This is a genomic window from Cellulomonas sp. PhB150 (genome assembly GCF_003755175.1).
Classification (GTDB): Bacteria; Actinomycetota; Actinomycetes; order Actinomycetales; family Cellulomonadaceae; genus Cellulomonas.
On sequence record NZ_RKHX01000003.1, the window covers coordinates 359072 to 377525 of the forward strand.

At 72.9% G+C, this 18454-nt stretch carries 15 protein-coding genes; 9 read left to right on the forward strand and 6 right to left on the reverse strand.

The features are described from left to right. Positions 1-115: 115 nt before the first annotated feature. A complete protein-coding gene (locus EDF34_RS12035) occupies positions 116-2137 on the forward strand; it encodes a beta-galactosidase (RefSeq protein ID WP_123371722.1) in 2022 nt (673 codons plus the stop codon). Positions 2138-2235: 98 nt separating this feature from the next. On the opposite strand, the gene EDF34_RS12040 is transcribed toward EDF34_RS12035, so the two are convergent. Beyond that, positions 2236-2526 carry a GNAT family N-acetyltransferase gene (locus tag EDF34_RS12040; protein ID WP_123371723.1) on the reverse strand — a complete coding sequence of 97 codons (291 nt, stop codon included), beginning with the start codon at positions 2524-2526 and terminating at the stop codon, positions 2236-2238. Positions 2527-2579: 53 nt separating this feature from the next. Here EDF34_RS12040 and EDF34_RS12045 point away from each other — a divergent pair, with 53 nt between their 5' ends. The 4 genes from EDF34_RS12045 (at position 2580) to EDF34_RS12060 (ending at position 8478) form a co-directional block, all read left to right on the forward strand. Continuing rightward, positions 2580-3905, forward strand: coding sequence for an MFS transporter (locus EDF34_RS12045; protein ID WP_123371724.1), 1326 nt, complete (start codon positions 2580-2582; stop codon positions 3903-3905). Further along, positions 3902-4861, forward strand: a complete 960-nt coding sequence (locus tag EDF34_RS12050) for a phosphotransferase family protein (protein WP_233575354.1) — start codon at positions 3902-3904, stop codon at positions 4859-4861. The genes EDF34_RS12045 and EDF34_RS12050 overlap by 4 nt, the downstream gene beginning before the upstream one ends. Positions 4862-4900: 39 nt before the next feature. Further along, positions 4901-6709, forward strand: a complete 1809-nt coding sequence (locus tag EDF34_RS12055; protein ID WP_123371725.1) for a pyruvate dehydrogenase — start codon at positions 4901-4903, stop codon at positions 6707-6709. A 329-nt stretch (positions 6710-7038) separates the two neighbouring features. Next, on the forward strand, positions 7039-8478 hold the full coding sequence (locus tag EDF34_RS12060; protein ID WP_123371726.1) for an endo-1,4-beta-xylanase: 1440 nt from the start codon (positions 7039-7041) through the stop codon (positions 8476-8478). A gap of 39 nt (positions 8479-8517) precedes the next feature. Here EDF34_RS12060 and EDF34_RS12065 read toward each other — a convergent pair whose 3' ends face one another. Continuing rightward, positions 8518-9075, reverse strand: a complete 558-nt coding sequence (locus EDF34_RS12065; RefSeq protein WP_148076622.1) for a D-alanyl-D-alanine carboxypeptidase family protein — start codon at positions 9073-9075, stop codon at positions 8518-8520. Positions 9076-9150: 75 nt separating this feature from the next. Then, complete coding sequence (locus EDF34_RS12070) at positions 9151-10434, reverse strand: MFS transporter (RefSeq protein ID WP_123371728.1); 1284 nt, start codon at positions 10432-10434, stop codon at positions 9151-9153. Between the two features lie 182 nt (positions 10435-10616). On the opposite strand from EDF34_RS12070, the gene EDF34_RS12075 reads away from it, so the two are divergent. Further along, positions 10617-11084, forward strand: a complete 468-nt coding sequence (locus EDF34_RS12075) for a gluconokinase (protein WP_123371925.1) — start codon at positions 10617-10619, stop codon at positions 11082-11084. Positions 11085-11142: 58 nt separating this feature from the next. Continuing rightward, positions 11143-12507 carry an APC family permease gene (locus EDF34_RS12080; RefSeq protein WP_199737860.1) on the forward strand — a complete coding sequence of 455 codons (1365 nt, stop codon included), beginning with the start codon at positions 11143-11145 and terminating at the stop codon, positions 12505-12507. Between the two features lie 8 nt (positions 12508-12515). Here the strand turns inward: EDF34_RS12080 and EDF34_RS12085 are convergent, their stop codons facing one another. From EDF34_RS12085 to EDF34_RS12095, 3 genes are all read right to left on the reverse strand, one after another. Continuing rightward, positions 12516-12827, reverse strand: coding sequence for a YtxH domain-containing protein (locus tag EDF34_RS12085; protein WP_123371730.1), 312 nt, complete (start codon positions 12825-12827; stop codon positions 12516-12518). Between the two features lie 52 nt (positions 12828-12879). Further along, on the reverse strand, positions 12880-14355 hold the full coding sequence (locus tag EDF34_RS12090) for an NAD-dependent succinate-semialdehyde dehydrogenase (protein ID WP_233575355.1): 1476 nt from the start codon (positions 14353-14355) through the stop codon (positions 12880-12882). A gap of 99 nt (positions 14356-14454) precedes the next feature. Next, the gene (locus tag EDF34_RS12095) at positions 14455-16302 is read right to left on the reverse strand and encodes a phosphoenolpyruvate carboxykinase (GTP) (protein ID WP_123371926.1); all 1848 of its coding nucleotides are present in this window, start codon (positions 16300-16302) and stop codon (positions 14455-14457) included. Between the two features lie 132 nt (positions 16303-16434). Here EDF34_RS12095 and EDF34_RS12100 point away from each other — a divergent pair, with 132 nt between their 5' ends. After that, positions 16435-17892, forward strand: a complete 1458-nt coding sequence (locus tag EDF34_RS12100) for a helix-turn-helix domain-containing protein (RefSeq protein ID WP_123371732.1) — start codon at positions 16435-16437, stop codon at positions 17890-17892. 121 nt (positions 17893-18013) lie between these two features. Beyond that, positions 18014-18451, forward strand: a complete 438-nt coding sequence (locus EDF34_RS12105) for a hypothetical protein (RefSeq protein WP_123371733.1) — start codon at positions 18014-18016, stop codon at positions 18449-18451. Positions 18452-18454 lie beyond the last annotated feature (3 nt).

Sequence of the window (18454 nt, forward strand, 5' to 3'; positions counted from 1 at the left end):
GTTCAAGGACTTGTCAACCACCGTGTCCACAGTGTTATCTGGTCGTTGTGCGCGGTCACAGTGACTGTGAGCGTGCACAGCATTCGCACACACTTCACTGACTCGATGGAGCGTCATGTTCGCCGATCCCGGTCCCACCTCGCCGTCCTGGCCGCTCGGCCTGGACGCCATCGCCTACGGCGGGGACTACAACCCCGAGCAGTGGCCGCGCGAGGTCTGGGACCAGGACATCGCCCTCATGCACGAGGCCGGCGTCAACCTGGTGAGCATCGGCATCTTCTCCTGGGCGCTGCTCGAGCCGAGCGAGGGCGAGTTCGACTTCGGCTGGCTCGACGAGCTCGTCGAGCTCCTGCACGCCGCGGGGATCCGGGTGGACCTCGGTACCCCCACAGCCTCTCCCCCCGCGTGGTTCTTCGCGACCTACCCCGCCGCGCGAGTCGTCACGCGGGACGGGACGGCGCTGGGCTTCGGCTCGCGCGGCATGGCCGGGCCGAGCTCGCCGGAGTACCGCTCCGCCTCCGTCCGGATCGCCACCGAGCTGGCCCGTCGCTACGGGTCGCACCCCGCGCTCGCGCTGTGGCACGTGCACAACGAGTACGGCGCCCCGGTCTCGGAGGACTACTCCCCGTCGTCGGCCGCGGCCTTCCGCGCCTGGCTGCAGGACCGGTACGGCACGCTCGACGCGCTCAACGCCGCGTGGGGCACGGCCTTCTGGGGCCAGCGCTACGGCTCGTGGGACCACGTGGGCGTCCCGGCGGTCGCCGCGAGCGTGGTCAACCCGGCCCAGCGCCTCGACTTCGCGCGGTTCACCGACCACGCGCTGCGCGAGTGCTTCGTCGCCGAGCGCGACGCGATCCGCGCGCACTCCTCGGTCCCGATCACGACGAACTTCATGGCGGGCGCCTGCCCGTCGACCGACCTGTGGGCCTGGGGCCGCGAGGTCGACGTCGTCTCGAACGACCACTACCTCACCGCGGCCGACGAGCACCCCGAGGTCGGCCTGGCGCTCGCCGCGGACCTCACCCGCTCGGTGGCCGGCGGGCGCCCCTGGATGCTCATGGAGCACTCCACGTCGGCGGTGAACTGGCAGCCGCGGAACGTCGCGAAGCGGGCCGGCGAGATGCACCGCAACTCGCTGTCGCACCTGGCCCGCGGGGCCGACGCGATCCTGTTCTTCCAGTGGCGGGCCTCCCGCTCGGGCGCGGAGAAGTTCCACTCGGCGATGCTGCCGCACACCGGGACGTCGTCGCGCGTGTGGCGCGAGGTCGTCTCCCTGGGGGCCGACCTCGGCCGGCTCGCCGAGCTGCGGGGGTCCCGGACCGTCGCCGACGCGGCGATCCTGTGGGACTGGGAGTCGTTCTGGGCGCAGGACCTCGAGTGGCGCCCCTCGGACGACCTCGACCACCGCGAGCGCCTCGCCGCGTTCCACGAGCGGCTCTGGCGCGACGGCCTGACGGTCGACATGGCGCACCCCGAGGCCGACCTGTCGGCTTACCCGCTGGTCGTCGCCCCGGCGTCCTACCTGCTCACCGAGGCGGGCGCAGCCAACCTCACGCGCTACGTCGCCGGCGGCGGCACCCTCCTGGTCTCGTACTTCTCGGCCGTGGTCGACGAGTTCGACGCGGTGCACGTGGGCGGCTACGGGGCTCCGCTGCGCGAGGCGCTCGGCATGAGCGTCGAGGAGTTCCTGCCCCTGCGCGCGGGTCAGTCCGTGCGCGTCGACCTGTCCGGGACCCCGGTCTCCGGGGACGTGTGGGCCGACGACATCGTGCTCGCGGGCGCGTCCGTGGTCGGCGCCTACGACGACGGCCCGGCCGCCGGGCGGCCCGCGATCACCCGGCACGCGCTCGGCGACGGGCACGGCTGGTACCTCTCGACCCGCCTGGACGTCGACGGGCTCGCCCCCCTGATGCGGCTCGCGTACGCCGACGCGGGGATCACGCCGCCGGACCTGCCGGAGGGGGTCGAGGTCGTCCGCCGCGCGGGAGCGTCCGCCACCTACGTCGTCGCGATCAACCACCTCGACGAGCCGGTCGCCGTGCCGGCCGACGGCGTCGAGCTCCTCACGGGCGACCGCGTCACGGGCACGCTGAAGCTCGGCGCGGGCGAGGTCCGCGTGGTCCGCACCCCCCACTGACCCCGCACTCACCCCTCACTGACACCGTCCGGTGCCCGAACGGTGGGTTGCGCACGCATCCCGCCGCGGAACCGCGCGCAACCCACCGGTCGGAGCTGTCAGGAGGGGGCCAGCAGGTCCTGGTAGTCCTCGTGGCGGGCGATCCAGCCCTTCACGTACGGGCACAGGGGCGCGACGGTGCGGTCGCCCTGCTCCCGGACCGCGTCCAGCGCGAAGCGGGTCAGGGCGCCGGCGACCCCCTGGCCCTCGAAGCGCTCGTCGACCTCGGTGTGGGTGAACGCCACCGTCGACCCGACGACGTCGTAGTAGGACACCCCCATCAGCTCCCCGGACTCGTCGCGCGCCTCGTAGCGCTGCTCGTCGGGCACATCCGTCACGTGAACCGTCATGCGCCGATCATCCCCCGACCGGCCGGCCGCGCGCGGGGTGACAGACTGGGCGGGTGCTGGGGCCCTACGGAGATGTGCTGAAGCGGCCCGGAGCGCTCGCCTTCTCCGCGTCCGGCGCGCTCGCGCGGCTGCCGATGTCGATGGTGGGCATCGGGATCGTGCTCATGGTCTCCGCGATCTACGACTCCTACGGCCTGGCCGGCCGCGTCTCGGCCGTCTACGTCATCGCGCAGGCCGTGTGCTCGCCGCAGCTGTCGCGGCTGGTGGACCGGCACGGGCAGGCGCGGATCATGCGGCCCGCCGTGGCCGTGTCGGCCGCGGGGCTCGTCGGGCTGATCGTCGCCGCGATCGTCGAGGCCCCCGAGGCCGTCCTCTACGTGACGGCCGCGGTGACCGGTGCGGCGATCGGGTCCTTCGGGTCGCTGGTCCGCGCCCGCTGGTCGAACACGTTGAGCGACCCGCGCCAGCTGCACACCGCGTACGCCCTGGAGTCGGCGGTCGACGAGCTGGTCTTCGTCGTCGGGCCCGTGGCCGCGACGCTGCTGGCCACCGGCGTCGAGCCGACCGCCGGCCTGATCGTCCCCCTCGTCGCGATGATCATCGGCGGGTACTGGTTCTGCGCGCTGCGGGCCACCGAGCCGCCCGTCGCCCCCAAGGACCAGCCCCGCCCGACCGGCTCGGTGCTGCGCACCCCGGCCATGCTCGTGCTGGTCCTGGTGTTCGTCGCGATGGGCTCGATCTTCGGCGCCAACGACGTCTCGACCGTCGCGTTCGCCGACGAGGCCGGCCAGAAGAACCTCGCCGGGCCGGTGCTCGCCGTGTTCGCCGCGGGCTCGCTCGTCTCCGGCCTGCTCTACGGCACGCGGCACTGGAAGCGCCCGCTGCACCAGCGGTTCGCGAACGGGATGATCGCGCTCGCCGTCGGCGTCTCGCTGTTCTTCCTCGTCGACTCGCTGTGGATGCTCGCCGCGGTCATGTTCGTCACCGGCTTCGCGATCGCGCCGACGCTCATCAACGGCAACGCGCTCGTGCAGCAGCTGGTCCCGCCGGAGCGGCTGACCGAGGGCCTGACCTGGGTCGGCACCGCGCTCGGCGTCGGCGTCTCGGTCGGCTCGTCCATCGCCGGCGCGCAGATCGACGAGAACGGGTCGCGCGCCGGGTTCCGGGTGGTCGTCGTCTCGGCGGTCGTCGCCGTCGTCGCGGTGCTCCTGTCCTACCGGACCCTGCGCGGCAAGCACACCGGGCACGTCCACGACCAGCTCGAGGACCAGTCCGTGTCCGCCTCCGCGGGCGCGTCGGTCTCGGCCGCCGAGCTCGCCGAGTGCGTCGAGTCAAATCGTTTCGATGACGACGGCCGGAGCGCTACCGTAGAGCGGTGACCAGCACCGATGCCCTGTCGCGGATCGTCGCACCCCTGGGGACGCTGACGTCCGCGGAGCTGCTCACGGGCGGCATGTTCGCCACCACCCATCGGGTCACGCTGGAGGACGGGCGTCGGGTGATCGTCAAGGCCGCGCCCGACGAGACCGACCGCCTGCTCACCTACGAGCACGACGTGCTACGCACCGAGGCGCTCGTCTACGCACTGGCCGACGGCCGCCCCGAGCTGCGCATGCCGACCCTGCTGCTCACGGACTTCAGCCGCACGCTGCTGCCCGCCGACGTGGTCGTCGTCAGCCACCTCGACGGCGTCCCGCTGAACGAGGCGGGGTTCGAGCCCGGCGACCCGCGGCTCATGCGCGTCGAGACCGAGCTCGGCGCGCACCTCGCGCGGCAGGGGACGGTCACCGGCCCGCGGTTCGGGTACCCGCACGGCCCCGGCCTGCTCGCGGACACGTGGCCGGAGGCCTTCGGGCTGATCGTCGAGGCGCTGCTGGCGGACGGACGGCGGTGGGGCACCGTCCTGCCCGACGACGAGATCCGCGCCGCCGTCGCCCGCCACGCCGACGCGCTCGCCGAGGTCACCACCCCGCGCCTGGTCCACACCGACCTGTGGCCCGGCAACCTGTTCGTCGACCCTGCGTCGGGCGAGCTGCTCGGCGTCATCGACCCGGAGCGCGCGGTGTGGGGCGACCCGCTGTTCGACCTGGTCGGCTCCGACGCGATGTGGAACGGCACCTCCGCGCACCTGCTCGCGGGCTACGCCGCCGAGGCGGGCGAGCCGTGGGCGGTCGACGAGCCGGCCGCGGCGACCCGGCTGCTGCTCTACCGCGTGCAGCTCGCGCTCGTGATGCTCGTCGAGATCACCCCACGCGCCTACGAGGGCGACTGGCTCGACGAGTACGTGCCCCGGCTGCGGGCGATCCTCGACCGGGCGCTGGCCGGCCTGGCCTGAGCAGGTGCGGGACGCCGATCCCGCGCACACGATGGGGGGATGGCCCATCGCACGATTGCCGACCAGCTCGTCGCCCAGATCGTCGCCGCGGGGGCGCGGCACGTCTACGGGATCGTCGGGGACAGCCTCAACCCCGTGGTCGACGCGGTGCGGAGGGCGGCGGACGACGGCGTCGACATCGCCTGGGTGCACGTCCGCCACGAGGAGGCCGGCGCGTTCGCGGCCGCCGCCGAGGCGGAGCTGACCGGACGGCTCGCGGTGTGCGCGGGCTCGTGCGGGCCCGGCAACCTGCACCTCATCAACGGCCTGTACGACGCGCACCGCTCGCGGGTCCCCGTCCTGGCGATCGCGAGCCACATCCCGAGCGCGCAGATCGGCACGCAGTTCTTCCAGGAGACCCACCCCGACCGGCTGTTCCTCGAGTGCTCGGCGTACAGCGAGATGATCACGTCGGCAGCGCAGGCGCCTCGTGTCATCCGCTCGGCCATCCACCACGCGTACGGGGCACCGGGCGTCGCGGTCCTCACGCTGCCGGGTGACGTCGCGGAGCTGGAGGCGGCCGACGACGGCATCGACGTGCTGACCCCGGCGCCTGCCCCTCGGGTGGTCCCGGCCGACGAGTCCGTCCGGGCGCTGGCCGCCGCGATCGACGCCGCGGACCGCGTGACCATCTTCGCCGGGGCCGGCGTGCGCGGCTCGCGCGACGAGGTGCTCGCGCTGGCCGAGAAGCTCGCGGCCCCGATCGGCCACTCGCTGCGCGGCAAGGAGGTCATCCAGTACGACAACCCGTTCGACGTCGGGATGACCGGCCTGCTCGGCTACGGCGCGTGCGCGGCGGCGCTGGAGGGCGCCGACCTGATCCTGCTGCTCGGCACCGACTTCCCGTACCCGGAGTTCCTGCCCGACGTGCCGACCGCGCAGGTCGACATCGAGCCGACGAGGTTGGGCCGCCGGACGCGCAACGACCTCGCCGTGCTCGGCGACGTGGGCGAGACCCTCCGCGCGGTGCTCCCCCTGGTCCGGGCCCGGGACGACCGGCGCTTCCTCGAGAAGATGCTCTCCCGGCAGGACAAGGCGATGTCCGGTGTCGTCGGCGCGTACACGAAGGACGCCGAGGACCTCACCCCGATCCATCCCGAGCTGGCGGCCTCGATCCTCGACGAGGAGGCGCCCGAGGACGCGGTGTTCGCGGTCGACACCGGCATGGGCAACGTGTGGGCGGCGCGCTACATCACGCCCAACGGCCGGCGCCGGGTGATCGGCTCGTTCCTGCACGGCTCGATGGCCAACGCGCTCCCGCACGCGATCGGTGCGGCGCTGGCGCAGCCGTCGTCGACCTCGTCGGGCGACCCTGCCGGACCGGGCGGCACGGGGGACGAGGCGGCCCGGCCGCGCGCCGTCGTCGCGATCGCCGGAGACGGCGGCCTGTCGATGCTGCTCGGCGAGCTCATCACGCTGCGGGCGCTCGACCTGCCGGTCAAGGTGATCGTCTTCGACAACGCGTCGCTCGCGATGGTCCGCCTGGAGATGCTCGTCGCGGGCGTGCCGTCCTACGCGACCGACTCCCCGGCCGTCGACTACGCGGCGATCGCCGCCGCCGTCGGCATCCCGTCGGTCCGCGTCGAGGACCCGCGCCAGATCCGGTCCGCCCTGCGCGAGGCCTTCTCGCACGACGGCCCGGCCCTCGTCGACCTGGTCACCGACCCGCGCGCCCTGTCCCTGCCGCCCAAGATCACGCGCGCGCAGGTCTCCGGCTTCACGCGCGCGATGGCCAAGCAGGTGATCGGGGGCGGCGTGGCGGACGTGGTCGCGATGGCCCGCTCCAACATCCGCAACGTCCCCCGCTGACCCGCCTGGGGTCGTCTCCGGCGAGGAGCAGAGTCCGGGCCGGCCCACGTCTCGCCGGTTCGGCATCGTCTCGTCGGTTCCGATCGGCGAGACGATGCCGAATCGGCGAGACGATCGGCCAGCAGCGCCCGGCGATCGATCAGCCGGCCACGCGCGGCAATCGGCGGTGCGAATCGTTTCAGGCTTCGACATCGTTATCGGATCCCTGCCACGGTGGGCCGTAACGGCTTGGTCGGGACCGAGCGCGCGCACGCGGATGTGCGCACGCCCCCGCCGCAGGGGAGCCGCCCACCCGCCAACGACGGCGGGTACCCGAGAGAGGTGACCCCATGAGCAGCACACCACGACGCGGGCGGCAGGCGTTGATCGCTGCCACGCTCGCGATGGCGACGGCCGGCACGTGCCTGGCCGTCATGGCCCCCGCCCAGGCGGCGGCGAGCACGCTCGGCGCCGCGGCCGCGCAGAGCGGACGGTACTTCGGTGCGGCGATCGCACCGTCGAAGCTGTCCGACGCGACCTACGCGGCCGTCGCCGCACGCGAGTTCAGCTCGGTCACGCCCGAGAACGAGATGAAGATGGACGCGACCGAGCCGTCTCAGGGGCAGTTCAACTACACGCAGGGCGACCGGCTCGTCGCGTGGGCCGCCGCCAACGGGGGCAAGCAGGTGCGTGGCCACACGTTGGCGTGGCACCAGCAGCAGCCGGGCTGGATGCAGAACCTGTCCGGGACGGCCCTGCGCACCGCGCTCATCAACCACGTCACCCAGGTCGCGACGCACTTCAAGGGCAAGATCTACGCCTGGGACGTCGTCAACGAGGCCTTCGCCGACGACGGCCGGGGCAGCCGCCGCGACTCCAACCTGCAGCGCACCGGCAACGACTGGATCGAGGCCGCCTTCCGCGCCGCCCGCGCCGCCGACCCGGGCGCCAAGCTCTGCTACAACGACTACAACACCGACGGCGTCAACGCGAAGTCCACGGGCGTCTACAACATGGTCAAGGACTTCAAGTCCCGGGGCGTCCCGATCGACTGCGTCGGCTTCCAGAGCCACCTCGGCACCGGTGTCCCGGGCGACTACCAGGCCAACCTGCAGCGCTTCGCCGACCTCGGTGTCGACGTGCAGATCACGGAGCTCGACGTCGCGCAGGGCAGCTCGCAGCCCTCGGTCTACTCGACCGTCACCAAGGCCTGCCTCGCGGTGACCCGCTGCACCGGCATCACCGTGTGGGGCGTGCGCGACTCCGACTCGTGGCGCACGGGCGAGAACCCGCTGCTCTTCGACAACAGCGGCAACCCGAAGGCGGCGTACACCTCGACGCTGGCCGCACTCAACACGGCCACCCCGACGACGCCGCCGACCACCCCGACACCGACGGTCACACCCACCCCGACGCCGACCGTCACCCCCACGCCGACCCCCACCCCGACGGTCACCACCCCGCCCCCCGCGGGCGGCTGCACGGTCACCTACGCGGTGCCGGGATCGTGGAACGTCGGCTTCACCGCCAACGTGACGGTCAAGAACCAGGGCGCCGCGATCAACGGCTGGACCCTGACCTGGTCGTTCCCCGGGGGCCAGACGGTCCAGCAGGCCTGGAACGCGGTCGCCAGCCAGAGCGGCGCCGACGTCTCGGCCAAGGACGCCGGCTACAACGCGAGCATCCCGGCGGGCGGCAGCACGTCGTTCGGCTTCAACGGCGGGTACAGCGGCGCCAACCCGGCGCCGACGGCCTTCCGCCTCAACGGCACGCTCTGCACCACGGCGTGACCCGGCGACCGGTCCGCGGCCAGGGGGGTCGCGGACCGGTCACCAGCCCGACGAGGAGTCCGGGTGCATCGGCGCGCACTCGTCGCGGTCGCCGGGCAGCTTCTCGAAGTGCCACACCTCGTTCGCGTAGGTCCGGCACAGCCCGTAGGCGAGCCCGTGCTCCCCGAGCCAGAGCGCGCCGGAGGTCGGGCCGACGTCGAGCGCCAACCCCTTGACGTGCGCCGACGAGCGCGCGGGCAGCACCCAGCGGTGCGCCTCGGCCTTCGAGCCGTACTTCTTCTCCGCGGCCTCGACCAGCGCACGCTGCTCCTTGGCGGTGCGCCGGCCCGACGTGAGCGTGAGGACCACCCCGTCGTCGGCCGCCGCGGCCTGCGCCGCGGTGAACCGGCGGGCCAGCTCGTCGTCGACGCCCGCGAGCGCGGGGTCCTCGTCCAGGACGGGTGCGGCCGTCGGGGACTGCGCGGAGGCGGCATCCGTCGCGTCGGCCAGGTGCAGCCCGACGAGCGTCGCCGCGAGCAGCACGACGGTGAGCACGATCGCCGACCGGCGTCGGCGGCGGACCGCCCGTTCGGGCCGGCCATGGATGTAGGTCGTCACCACCCCAGGCTCGTCGACCGCGGCTCGCGGCACATCAGCCTCCGGGATCGACCCCGTCCACCCGTGGGTGGGTCTTCAGGCGACCGGGTTCCGCCCGTCGTAGTCCCAGAAGGAGCGCTGCCAGCGCACCAGCAGCCAGAGCAGCACCACGCACAGCGACCCGCCGATGACGACCGCCCACGCCTCGCCGACCCACTCCGACATCGACCCGATCCACAGGTCGCCCAGGCGCGGACCGCCCGCGACGACGACGATGAACACGCCCTGCAGCCGGCCGCGCATGTCGTCGGGCGTGGCGGTCTGCAGGATGGTCTGGCGGAAGATCGCGCTGATCTCGTCGGCCCCGCCGGCCGCGACCAGGGTGCAGCACGCGATCGCGAGCGCGGCCCACAGCACGTGGTCCGGCTTGTCCCGCCCGACGGCCACGAGCACGAGCCCGAACGCGACGATCGACAGCCCCCACCCGGTGATCGCGAACGTGATGACGCGCGCCTGCCACCGCACGCGCGCCAGCCCGCCGGAGAACGTGCCGGACAGCACGGCCCCGACCGCGAGCGCCGCCGTGAGGATGCCGGTCGTCGTCGCGCCGCCGCCCAGGTACCAGATGCCGACGGCCGGGAACACGACGCGCGGCATCGCCACGACCATCGCGATCAGGTCCACGGCGAACGTCATGCGCACGTTCTTCTGCGTGCCGAGGTACTTCAGGCCGTCGACGATCGACCCGATCCCGACTCGCGCGCGGCGGGTCGAGGAGGCCTCGGGCAGCACCGGCGGCAGGCGGAACACCGCCGCGAGCGCGAAGGTGAACAGCACGAAGTCGACCGTGTACGCCAGGCCGTAGTCGAACGCGGCGACCAGCGCGGCGCCGATCAGCGGGCCCACGGTCAGCGCCGTCTGGAAGCCGATCGCCTGCAGCGCGTTGGCGGCCGGCATGAGCCGCGGCTCGAGCAACCGGGGGATGATCGCGCTGCGGGCCGGCGCGTTCACCGCGTTGGCCCCGGACTGCACGGCCACCAGGGCGAACAGCAGCCCGACGTGCTCGTTGTCCGCCCAGCCCTGGATCGCCAGCACGAGGATCACGGCCCAGCTGACCAGCGACGCGTAGAGCGCGACCTTGCGGCGGTCGTAGTGGTCGACGATCGCGCCGCCGTACAGCCCGAAGATGATCAGCGGGACCAGCGCGAACAGGCCCAGGATGCCGACGGTGAACGTCGAGCCGGTGATGTCGTAGACCTGCAGACCGACCGCGACGACCGTGAGCTGGGTGCCGAGGTTCGAGATCGACAGACCGAACCAGAGGCGCCGGAAGGCGGGACTGATGCGGAGCGGCGTCGTGTCGACGACGAGGGATGGCACCGCGCGAGTTTAGTTGCCCTTGCTCACGACTTCCGCCGCGGTCGGCCAGATCCCCGACGCATCCCGCCCCTCTTGTGACGGGAGTGCACCGGTGAGACCGGAACGGGCCCCAGGAGGCGACTCGTGCCACAAGTGGGGCGGGATCTGTCAGGGTGGCGGGCGTGAGCGAGCACGTGGTGGTCATGGGGGTGTCCGGGACGGGCAAGACGACGGTCGGCCGGCTGATCGCCGAGCGGCTGGGCGCGACGTTCATCGAGGGCGACGACCTGCACCCCGCGGCGAACGTCGAGTCGATGCGCGCAGGCATCCCGCTGACCGACGCGCAGCGCGCCCCGTGGCTGGCATTGATCCGCGACGCGATGGACGCCGCCGGCGGCGACACGGTCGTGGCCTGCTCGGCCCTGCGCCGGGCCTACCGGGACGTGCTGCGCGGGGCGCACGGCCGCGTCCGGTTCGTGCACCTGGTCGTCCCGCCCGACGAGCTCACCCGCCGCCTCGAGGCCCGCGCCGGCCACTTCATGCCCGCGACGCTCCTGGCCTCGCAGCTCGCGACCCTCGAGGACCTGGAGCCCGACGAGGACGGCGTCGACGTCCTCGTCGCCGGGACCCCCGAGGCCGTGACGGACGAGGCGCTCACAGCGCGCGCATAGTCCCCACCCAGGCCAGACTGGCCCGAACCAGCACGCCGGGTCCGTCCAGGAGGTGCACGTGAGCGCCGATGCCGACACCGCCAACCCCACCCTGCGCCGGGCCATCGGCCGCAAGGTGCTCCTGCTCTTCGTCGTCGGGGACATCCTCGGCGCGGGCATCTATGCGCTGACCGGGAAGGTCGCCGGCGAGGTCGGCGGCGCGATCTGGATCCCGTTCCTGTGCGCGTTCGTGCTGGCCACGCTCACGGCGGCAGCGTACGCGGAGCTCGTCGGCCGCTACCCGCAGGCCGCGGGGGCCGCCCTCTACGCGCAGCGAGCGTTCGAGCGACCCTTCGTCACGTTCCTCGTCGCCTTCGCGGTGCTGATGTCGGGCATCACCAGCGCGGGCGCGGCGGCACGGGCGTTCGGCGGCGACTACCTCGCCGAGTTCATCACCGTGCCGACGCTGATCGCCGCCTGGTTCTTCCTGCTGGTCATCACCGCGATCAACGTCATCGGCATCTCGGAGTCGGTGAAGGTCAACGTGGTGCTGACGATCGTCGAGGCGTCCGGCCTGATCGTGATCCTCGCGATCGGCGTGGTCGCGCTCGTCCAGGGCGACGGCGACCCGTCGCGGGCCATGGAGATCACGACCGAGGGCACGCCGTGGATCGCCATCCTGGGCGCCACCGGGCTGGCCTTCTACGCGCTGCTCGGCTTCGAGGACTCGGTCAACCTCGCCGAGGAGACCCAGCACCCGCGCCGCGACTTCCCGCGCGCCCTCTTCGGGGGCCTGATCATCGCCGGCCTGATCTACCTGGGCGTGGCCTTCACCTCGACGATGCTCGTCGACACCGAGACCCTCGCCGGCTCGACCGGACCGCTGCTCGAAGTGGTCAAGGTCGCCGGGCTGACGTTCCCGCCCAAGCTGTTCGCGCTCATCGCCCTGCTGGCCGTCACGAACACCGCGCTGATCAACATGATCATGGCGTCGCGGCTCGTCTACGGGATGAGCAACGAGGGCATCGTGCCGAAGATCTTCTCGCGCGTGCACGCGGGCCGCCAGACGCCGTACGTCGCGATCGCGTTCACGGTGCTGATCGCGATGACGCTCGTCGCGACCGGCGACCTGGCCGGGCTCGCGGACACCACGGTGCTGCTCCTGCTGCTGGTGTTCGCGACCGTGAACGTCTCCGTGCTGGTGCTGCGCCGCAGCGCCGACGAGGACGACGAGGCGGCCGAGAAGGTCGAGGGCGACGACGCGAAACCGTTCCGCGCGCCCACATGGGCGCCGGTCCTCGGCGCGATCGTGTCGCTCGTCCTCGCGTCGCCGCTGACCGGGCGCGAGGGCTCGGTCTACCTGCGCGCCGGGATCCTGCTCGCGATCGGCGTCGTCCTCTACCTCGTCAACCGCTGGGCGGTCGGCCGGGCCGAGCGAGCCTGACCCGACCCTCAGAACCGCCGGGCGTTCGGGTCCAGCTCGTCCTCGACCACGATCTCGTCGGGGTCCGAGGCGGGCTTCTTGGACGTCTGCCCCATCGCCGACCACGCCGCGTCGACCGCACGGTCCTTGAGCACTGCGCCCTGGTCGCGGGCGAACTGCCGGGCCTGAACCTCGAAGTCCTGGACGTACCCCTGGACGCGCGGGTCCTTCCACACGTCCCCGGCCCACACCTGGATCTTGTCGAACCGACTGCGTCCCGCGCGGGTGCCCAGCAGGTAGCCCAGCCCGGCTCCGGCGACGAATGCGACCTTGCCCTTCATGCGCTCTCCCTAGGTTGTCCGTCCTGCCGCGAGCCTAGGCAGGGGCCGACGACTACGCGAACGGGTCGGGGGTCAGCGTGTACTTCGTCTCGAGGTACTCGTGGATCCCCTCGGCCCCGCCCTCGCGGCCCAGCCCGGACTGCTTCCAGCCGCCGAAGGGCGCCGACGCGTTGGAGACGACACCCACGTTGAGGCCCATCATCCCGGTCTCCAGGCGCTCGACGAGGCGCTGCCCGCGCGTCAGGCTCTGCGTGTAGGCGTAGGAGACCAGGCCGTACTCGGTGTCGTTCGCGAGCCGGATCGCCTCGTCCTCGTCGTCGAACGTGGCGATCGCCAGCACCGGCCCGAAGATCTCCTCGCGCAGGATCTTGCTCCCCGGCTGGACGTCGTCGAGCACGGTCGCCTCGAAGTACGAGCCGGGCCGGTCGATCGCCGAGCCCCCCGTGCGGACGGTGGCGCCGCGGTCCACGGCGTCGCGGACCAGCGTCTCGGCCTTCTCCACCGCGCGGTCGTCGATGAGCGGCCCGACGGTCACGCCCTCCTCGGTGCCGCGCCCGACGACGAAGCCGGCGACCTTCTCGGTCACGCGGCGGGAGAACTCCTCGGCGACCGACCGGTGCACGATGAACCGGTTCGCCGCGGTGCACGCCTGCCCGATGTTGCGGAACTTGGCTGCGATCGCGCCCTCGACGGCCCGGTCCAGGTCGGCGTCGTCGAACACCAGGAAGGGCGCGTTGCCGCCGAGCTCCATCGACGTGCGCAGCACCCCGTCTGCGGCCTGCTTGAGCAGCTGCTGCCCCACCGGCGTCGATCCCGTGAACGAGAGCTTGCGCAGCCGCGGGTCGGCGATGATCGCCTCCGACACCGGCCCGGACGACGAGGTCGTCACGACGTTGAGCACGCCCGCGGGCAGCCCCGCGTCGTGCAGGATCTGCGCGAGGAACAGCGTGGTCAGCGGCGTGAGTGCGGCGGGCTTCACGACCACCGTGCAGCCAGCCGCGAGCGCGGGCGCGATCTTGCGGGTCGCCATCGCGAGGGGGAAGTTCCACGGGGTGATGAGGAAGCACGGCCCGACGGGGTGCTCCGAGACGATCGTCCGCCCGGTGCCCTCGGGGTTGATGCCGTAGCGCCCCTGGATCCGCGGCGCCTCCTCGCTGAACCAGCGCAGGAACTCGCCGCCGTAGGTGACCTCCCCGCGCGACTCGGCCAGGGGCTTGCCCATCTCGATCGTCATGAGCAGCGCGACGTCGTCGGCGCGCTCCTGCAGGAGGTCGAACGCGCGACGCAGGATCTCGGCGCGCTCGCGTGGGGGCGTCGCCGCCCACGCGGGGAACGCCGCCGACGCGGCGTCCAGCGCGGCGATGCCGTCGTCGGCCGTCGCCGACGCGATCGTCTTGACGGTCTCGCCCGACGACGGGTCCGTGACGGTCAGCGTCGCGCCGTCCTGGGCAGGGCGCCAGCGGCCACCGATGAACAGTCCGTCGGGGACGCGGGCCAGCAGGTCGGACTCAGCTTCGTGGGTAGGCACCCTCCGATCGTGCCCCGAGTCGCCGCGTTCTACCCGTCGGCGGCCTGCGTTCAGCGTTCCTGCCGACATGTGTGAGGAACGCTGAGCACGACGACGGCGTCAGTCGTCGAGCGCGGCACGCAGGTGCGCGAGACGGGAGTGCAGCGCGGGCGGCACGCGGTCCCCGAAGGTCGCGAAGAACTCCTGCGTGAGATCGGCCTCGAGCGCCCACGAGTCGCGGTCGACCTCGAACAGCGCCGCGAGCGCGTCGACGGACAGGTCGAGGCCGTCGGTGTCGAGCGCGCCGGGTGCGGGCAGCAGCCCGACGGGGCTCGTCACGGCCCCGACGTCCGTGCGCAACCCGCGGGAGCGGTCGACCTGGTCGACGACCCACGCCAGCACGCGCGAGTTCTCCCCGAACCCGGGCCAGATGAACTGCCCCGACTCGTCCTTGCGGAACCAGTTCACCTGGAACACGAGCGGCTTGTGCTCCAGCGCGGCCCCGACCTCCAGCCAGTGCTCCCAGTGGTCGGCCATGTCGTACCCGCAGAACGGCATCATCGCGAACGGGTCGCGGCGCAGCTCGCCGACCAGGCCCTCCGCGGCGGCGGTCCGCTCCGAGGAGATCGTCGCGCCCATGAACACCCCGTGCTCCCAGCTCTCCGCCTGCGCGACGAGCGGCACGTTGGTGGCCCGGCGCCCGCCGAAGACGATCGCGTCGAGCGCGACGCCCTCCGGGTCGTCCCAGCCGTCGGCGATCGTCGGGCACTGGGCGGCTGCGACCGTGAAGCGCGAGTTGGGGTGCGCGGCCGGGGTCGGGGAGTCGGGCGTCCAGGGGCGGCCGGTCCAGTCGGTCAGGTGCGCGGGGGCCTCGTCGGTCAGGCCCTCCCACCAGACGTCGCCCTCGGGCGTGAGCGCGACGTTGGTGAAGATCGTGTCGTGGCTCAGGGTCTCGATGGCAGCGGGATTGGTGGCCTCGCCCGTGCCGGGTGCGACGCCGAAGAAGCCGGCCTCGGGGTTGATCGCGCGCAGCGTGCCGTCGGGGCCGGGCCGCAGCCAGGCGATGTCGTCGCCGATGGTCTCCACCCGCCAGCCCGGCAGCGTGGGGCGCAGCATCGCGAGGTTCGTCTTGCCGCACGCCGAGGGGAACGCCGCGGCCACGTGGTAGCGGCGGCCGGTCGGCGCGGTCAGGCGGATCAGCAGCATGTGCTCGGCGAGCCAGCCCTCGTCGCGGCCCATGACCGAGGCGATGCGCAGCGCGAAGCACTTCTTGCCGAGCAGCGCGTTGCCGCCGTAGCCGGAGCCGAACGACCAGATCTCGCGCGTCTCCGGGAAGTGCGCGATGTACTTCGTGGTGCTGCAGGGCCACGGCACGTCCGTCGCACCGTCGACGAGCGGCATGCCGAGCGAGTGCACCGCCGGGACGAACGGGGCGCCCGCCTCGACGAGCTCGCGGACGGCGGTGCCGACGCGCGTCATCACGCCCATGCTCACGACGACGTAGGGAGAGTCGGTGACCTGCACGCCGATCTGGGACAGCGGCCCCCCGACCGGACCCATCGAGAAGGGCACGACGTACATCGTCCGGCCGCGCATGCTCCCGACGAGCACCTCGTCGAGCTCGGTGCGCATCGCACCCGGCTCGCGCCAGTTGTTCGTCGGGCCGGCGTCCGACTGGTCCTGCGAGCAGATGAACGTGCGCGACTCGACGCGGGCCACGTCGTCGGGGTCCGAGCGCGCCAGGTAGCTGCCGGGGCGCAGCGTCGGGTCGAGGGGAAGGAGCGTGCCGGTGCCGACCATCTGCGCGATCAGGGCGCGGCGCTCGTCGTCCGAGCCGTCGCACCACACGACCGCGTCGGGCTCGGTGAGCTCGGCGACGGCGGCGACCCAGGCGTGGACCCCCGTGCGGGCAGCGGCGGAGACGTCGGCGAGAGAGGTGCGGGTGGGTGCGTCGGCCAGCGTGGTCATGTCCTCGAGCTCCTTCCGCAGGCCTCGGGCGGCCCACGTCCTGTGCGTGAGAACCATCGTGTCGTCAAGCCTGGCCGGAATGCGGGCCCGTTCGGGTGTCAAGCATCGCGGTTCTTGACGTACGGTCAGGATGTGACCACATCGGACGACGACGGCGACTCCCTGGTGCTCGGTCGCCGTGTGCGGCACCTGCGCACGGCGCGCGGGCTGACGCTCGACGCGCTGGGGGAGCGGGTCGGCGTGACGCCGAGCCTGCTGTCCCTGGTCGAGAACGGGCACCGCGAGCCCCGCCTCGCGCTGCTGCGGAGCATCGCCGACGCGCTCGACGTCACCGTCGCCGACCTGCTCGACGCCGAGCCGCCCTCACGCCGGGCCGCCCTCGAGATCGCGCTCGACCGCGCCCAGCGGTCCGCAGGCTTCGAGCGCCTCGCGCTGCCGACCGTGCGCGCCGGGAAGTCGCTGCCGCTGCCGGTCCTCGAGCACCTCGTCGGCCTGCACGCCGAGCTCGCGCGGCGCGACCTCGAGTCGGTGGCGACCCCCGAGGAGGCTCGTCGGGCCAACACGCAGATCCGAGTCGAGCGCCAGGAGCGGGACAACTACCTGCCCGAGATCGAGCAGGCCGCCGAGGCCATGGTGCGCAAGGCCGGCTACACGTCGGGCGCCCTCACGCACCGCGCCGTGTCCCGGATGGCCGAGCAGCTGGGGTTCGCGATCATCCACGTCGACGACCTGCCGAGCTCGACCCGCACGGTCACGGACCTGGCGAACGGCCGCATCTACCTGCCGCCCGCGTCGACGCCCGGCGGGCACGGCCTGCGCTCGCTCGCCCTGCAGGCGATCGCCCACCGGGTGCTGGGCCACGAGCGCCCCTCGTCGTACGACGACTTCCTGCGCCAGCGCATGGAGATCACCTACTTCGCCTCGTGCGCGCTCATGCCCGAGACGGCCACGGTCGAGCACCTGCAGCAGGCCAAGCGCGAGAAGGACCTCGCGATCGAGGACCTGCGCGACGCGTTCGGCGTGACGCACGAGGCCGCGGCGCAGCGGTTCACCAGCCTGGCCACCCACCACCTCGGCATCCCGGTGCACTTCGTGCGGATCGGCGGCGACGGCGCGATCTACCGCGCGTACGCCAACGACGGCCTGCCGCTGCCGACTGACGTGACGGGCGCGATCGAGGGCCAGCTGGTGTGCCGGAACTGGGGCGTGCGCCGCGCACTGACCCGCCGCGACCGCTCGTCGGAGTCCTACCAGTACACCGACACCCCGGCCGGCACGTTCTGGTGCTCGACGCAGACCGGCTCGGGCACCACGGGACAGATGGCGCTGGCGGTCGGCGTGCCGTTCTCGTCGGCCTCGTGGTTCCGCGGCCGCGACACGAGCGTCCGGCACACCTCGACGTGCCCCGACGAGGCGTGCTGCCGCCGCCCGGCCGCGTCGTCGGCCGCCCGCTGGCAGGACGCGTCCTGGCCGAGCGCGCGCATCCACCAGCAGGTGTTCACCGCTCTGCCGACGGGCGCCTTCCCGGGCGTGGACGCGCGCGAGGTCTACGCGTTCCTCGACCGCCACGCCCCGCGCCCGGAGGCCTGACCTCCGCCCGACCGGTCGGTTGCGCACGCTTCCCGGGCCGGAGGCGTGCGCAAGCCACCGGTCGTCGGTCTGCGGGGTCGTCGACCTGCGGGGTCGTCGTCGGGGGGCGAGGATCGGACCCATGACCACCACCCCCGCCTCCGTCGCCCGCGCGGCCGGTCAGGTCGCCCTCGGCGCCGGCCTGCTGTTCGCCGGCACGTCGCACCTGACCACCGCGCGCGAGGAGTTCCAGGCGCAGGTCCCGTCCTGGTTCCCCGCCGACCCGGACGCGGTCGTGCTTGTCTCCGGCGTCGCCGAGATCGCCCTCGGCGCGGCGCTCGTCGCGACCTGGCGGCAGCCGGCCCGCGCCTGGGTGGGCGTGGCCGCGGCCGCGTTCTTCATCGGGGTCTTCCCCGGCAACATCGCGCAGCTCGTCGAGCACAAGGACGGGTTCGGCCTCGACACGGACACCAAGCGCGCGGTGCGGCTGGTGTTCCAGCCGGCGCTCGTCGCCGGGGCCCTGGTGGCGTGCGACAGCATCCGCACGCTGCGGGCGCTGCGGAAGGCTCGAGCGAGCTAGCCG

What these genes read in the sequence shown, in the direction of transcription:
- EDF34_RS12035 (WP_123371722.1), top strand. Translation starts at nt 116, where the DNA reads ATGTTCGCCGATCCCGGTCCCACCTCGCCGTCCTGGCCGCTCGGCCTG.
- EDF34_RS12040 (WP_123371723.1), bottom strand. Translation starts at nt 2,526, where the DNA reads ATGACGGTTCACGTGACGGATGTGCCCGACGAGCAGCGCTACGAGGCG.
- EDF34_RS12055 (WP_123371725.1), top strand. Translation starts at nt 4,901, where the DNA reads ATGGCCCATCGCACGATTGCCGACCAGCTCGTCGCCCAGATCGTCGCC.
- EDF34_RS12060 (WP_123371726.1), top strand. Translation starts at nt 7,039, where the DNA reads ATGAGCAGCACACCACGACGCGGGCGGCAGGCGTTGATCGCTGCCACG.
- EDF34_RS12075 (WP_123371925.1), top strand. Translation starts at nt 10,617, where the DNA reads ATGGGGGTGTCCGGGACGGGCAAGACGACGGTCGGCCGGCTGATCGCC.
- EDF34_RS12085 (WP_123371730.1), bottom strand. Translation starts at nt 12,827, where the DNA reads ATGAAGGGCAAGGTCGCATTCGTCGCCGGAGCCGGGCTGGGCTACCTG.
- EDF34_RS12095 (WP_123371926.1), bottom strand. Translation starts at nt 16,302, where the DNA reads ATGACCACGCTGGCCGACGCACCCACCCGCACCTCTCTCGCCGACGTC.
- EDF34_RS12105 (WP_123371733.1), top strand. Translation starts at nt 18,014, where the DNA reads ATGACCACCACCCCCGCCTCCGTCGCCCGCGCGGCCGGTCAGGTCGCC.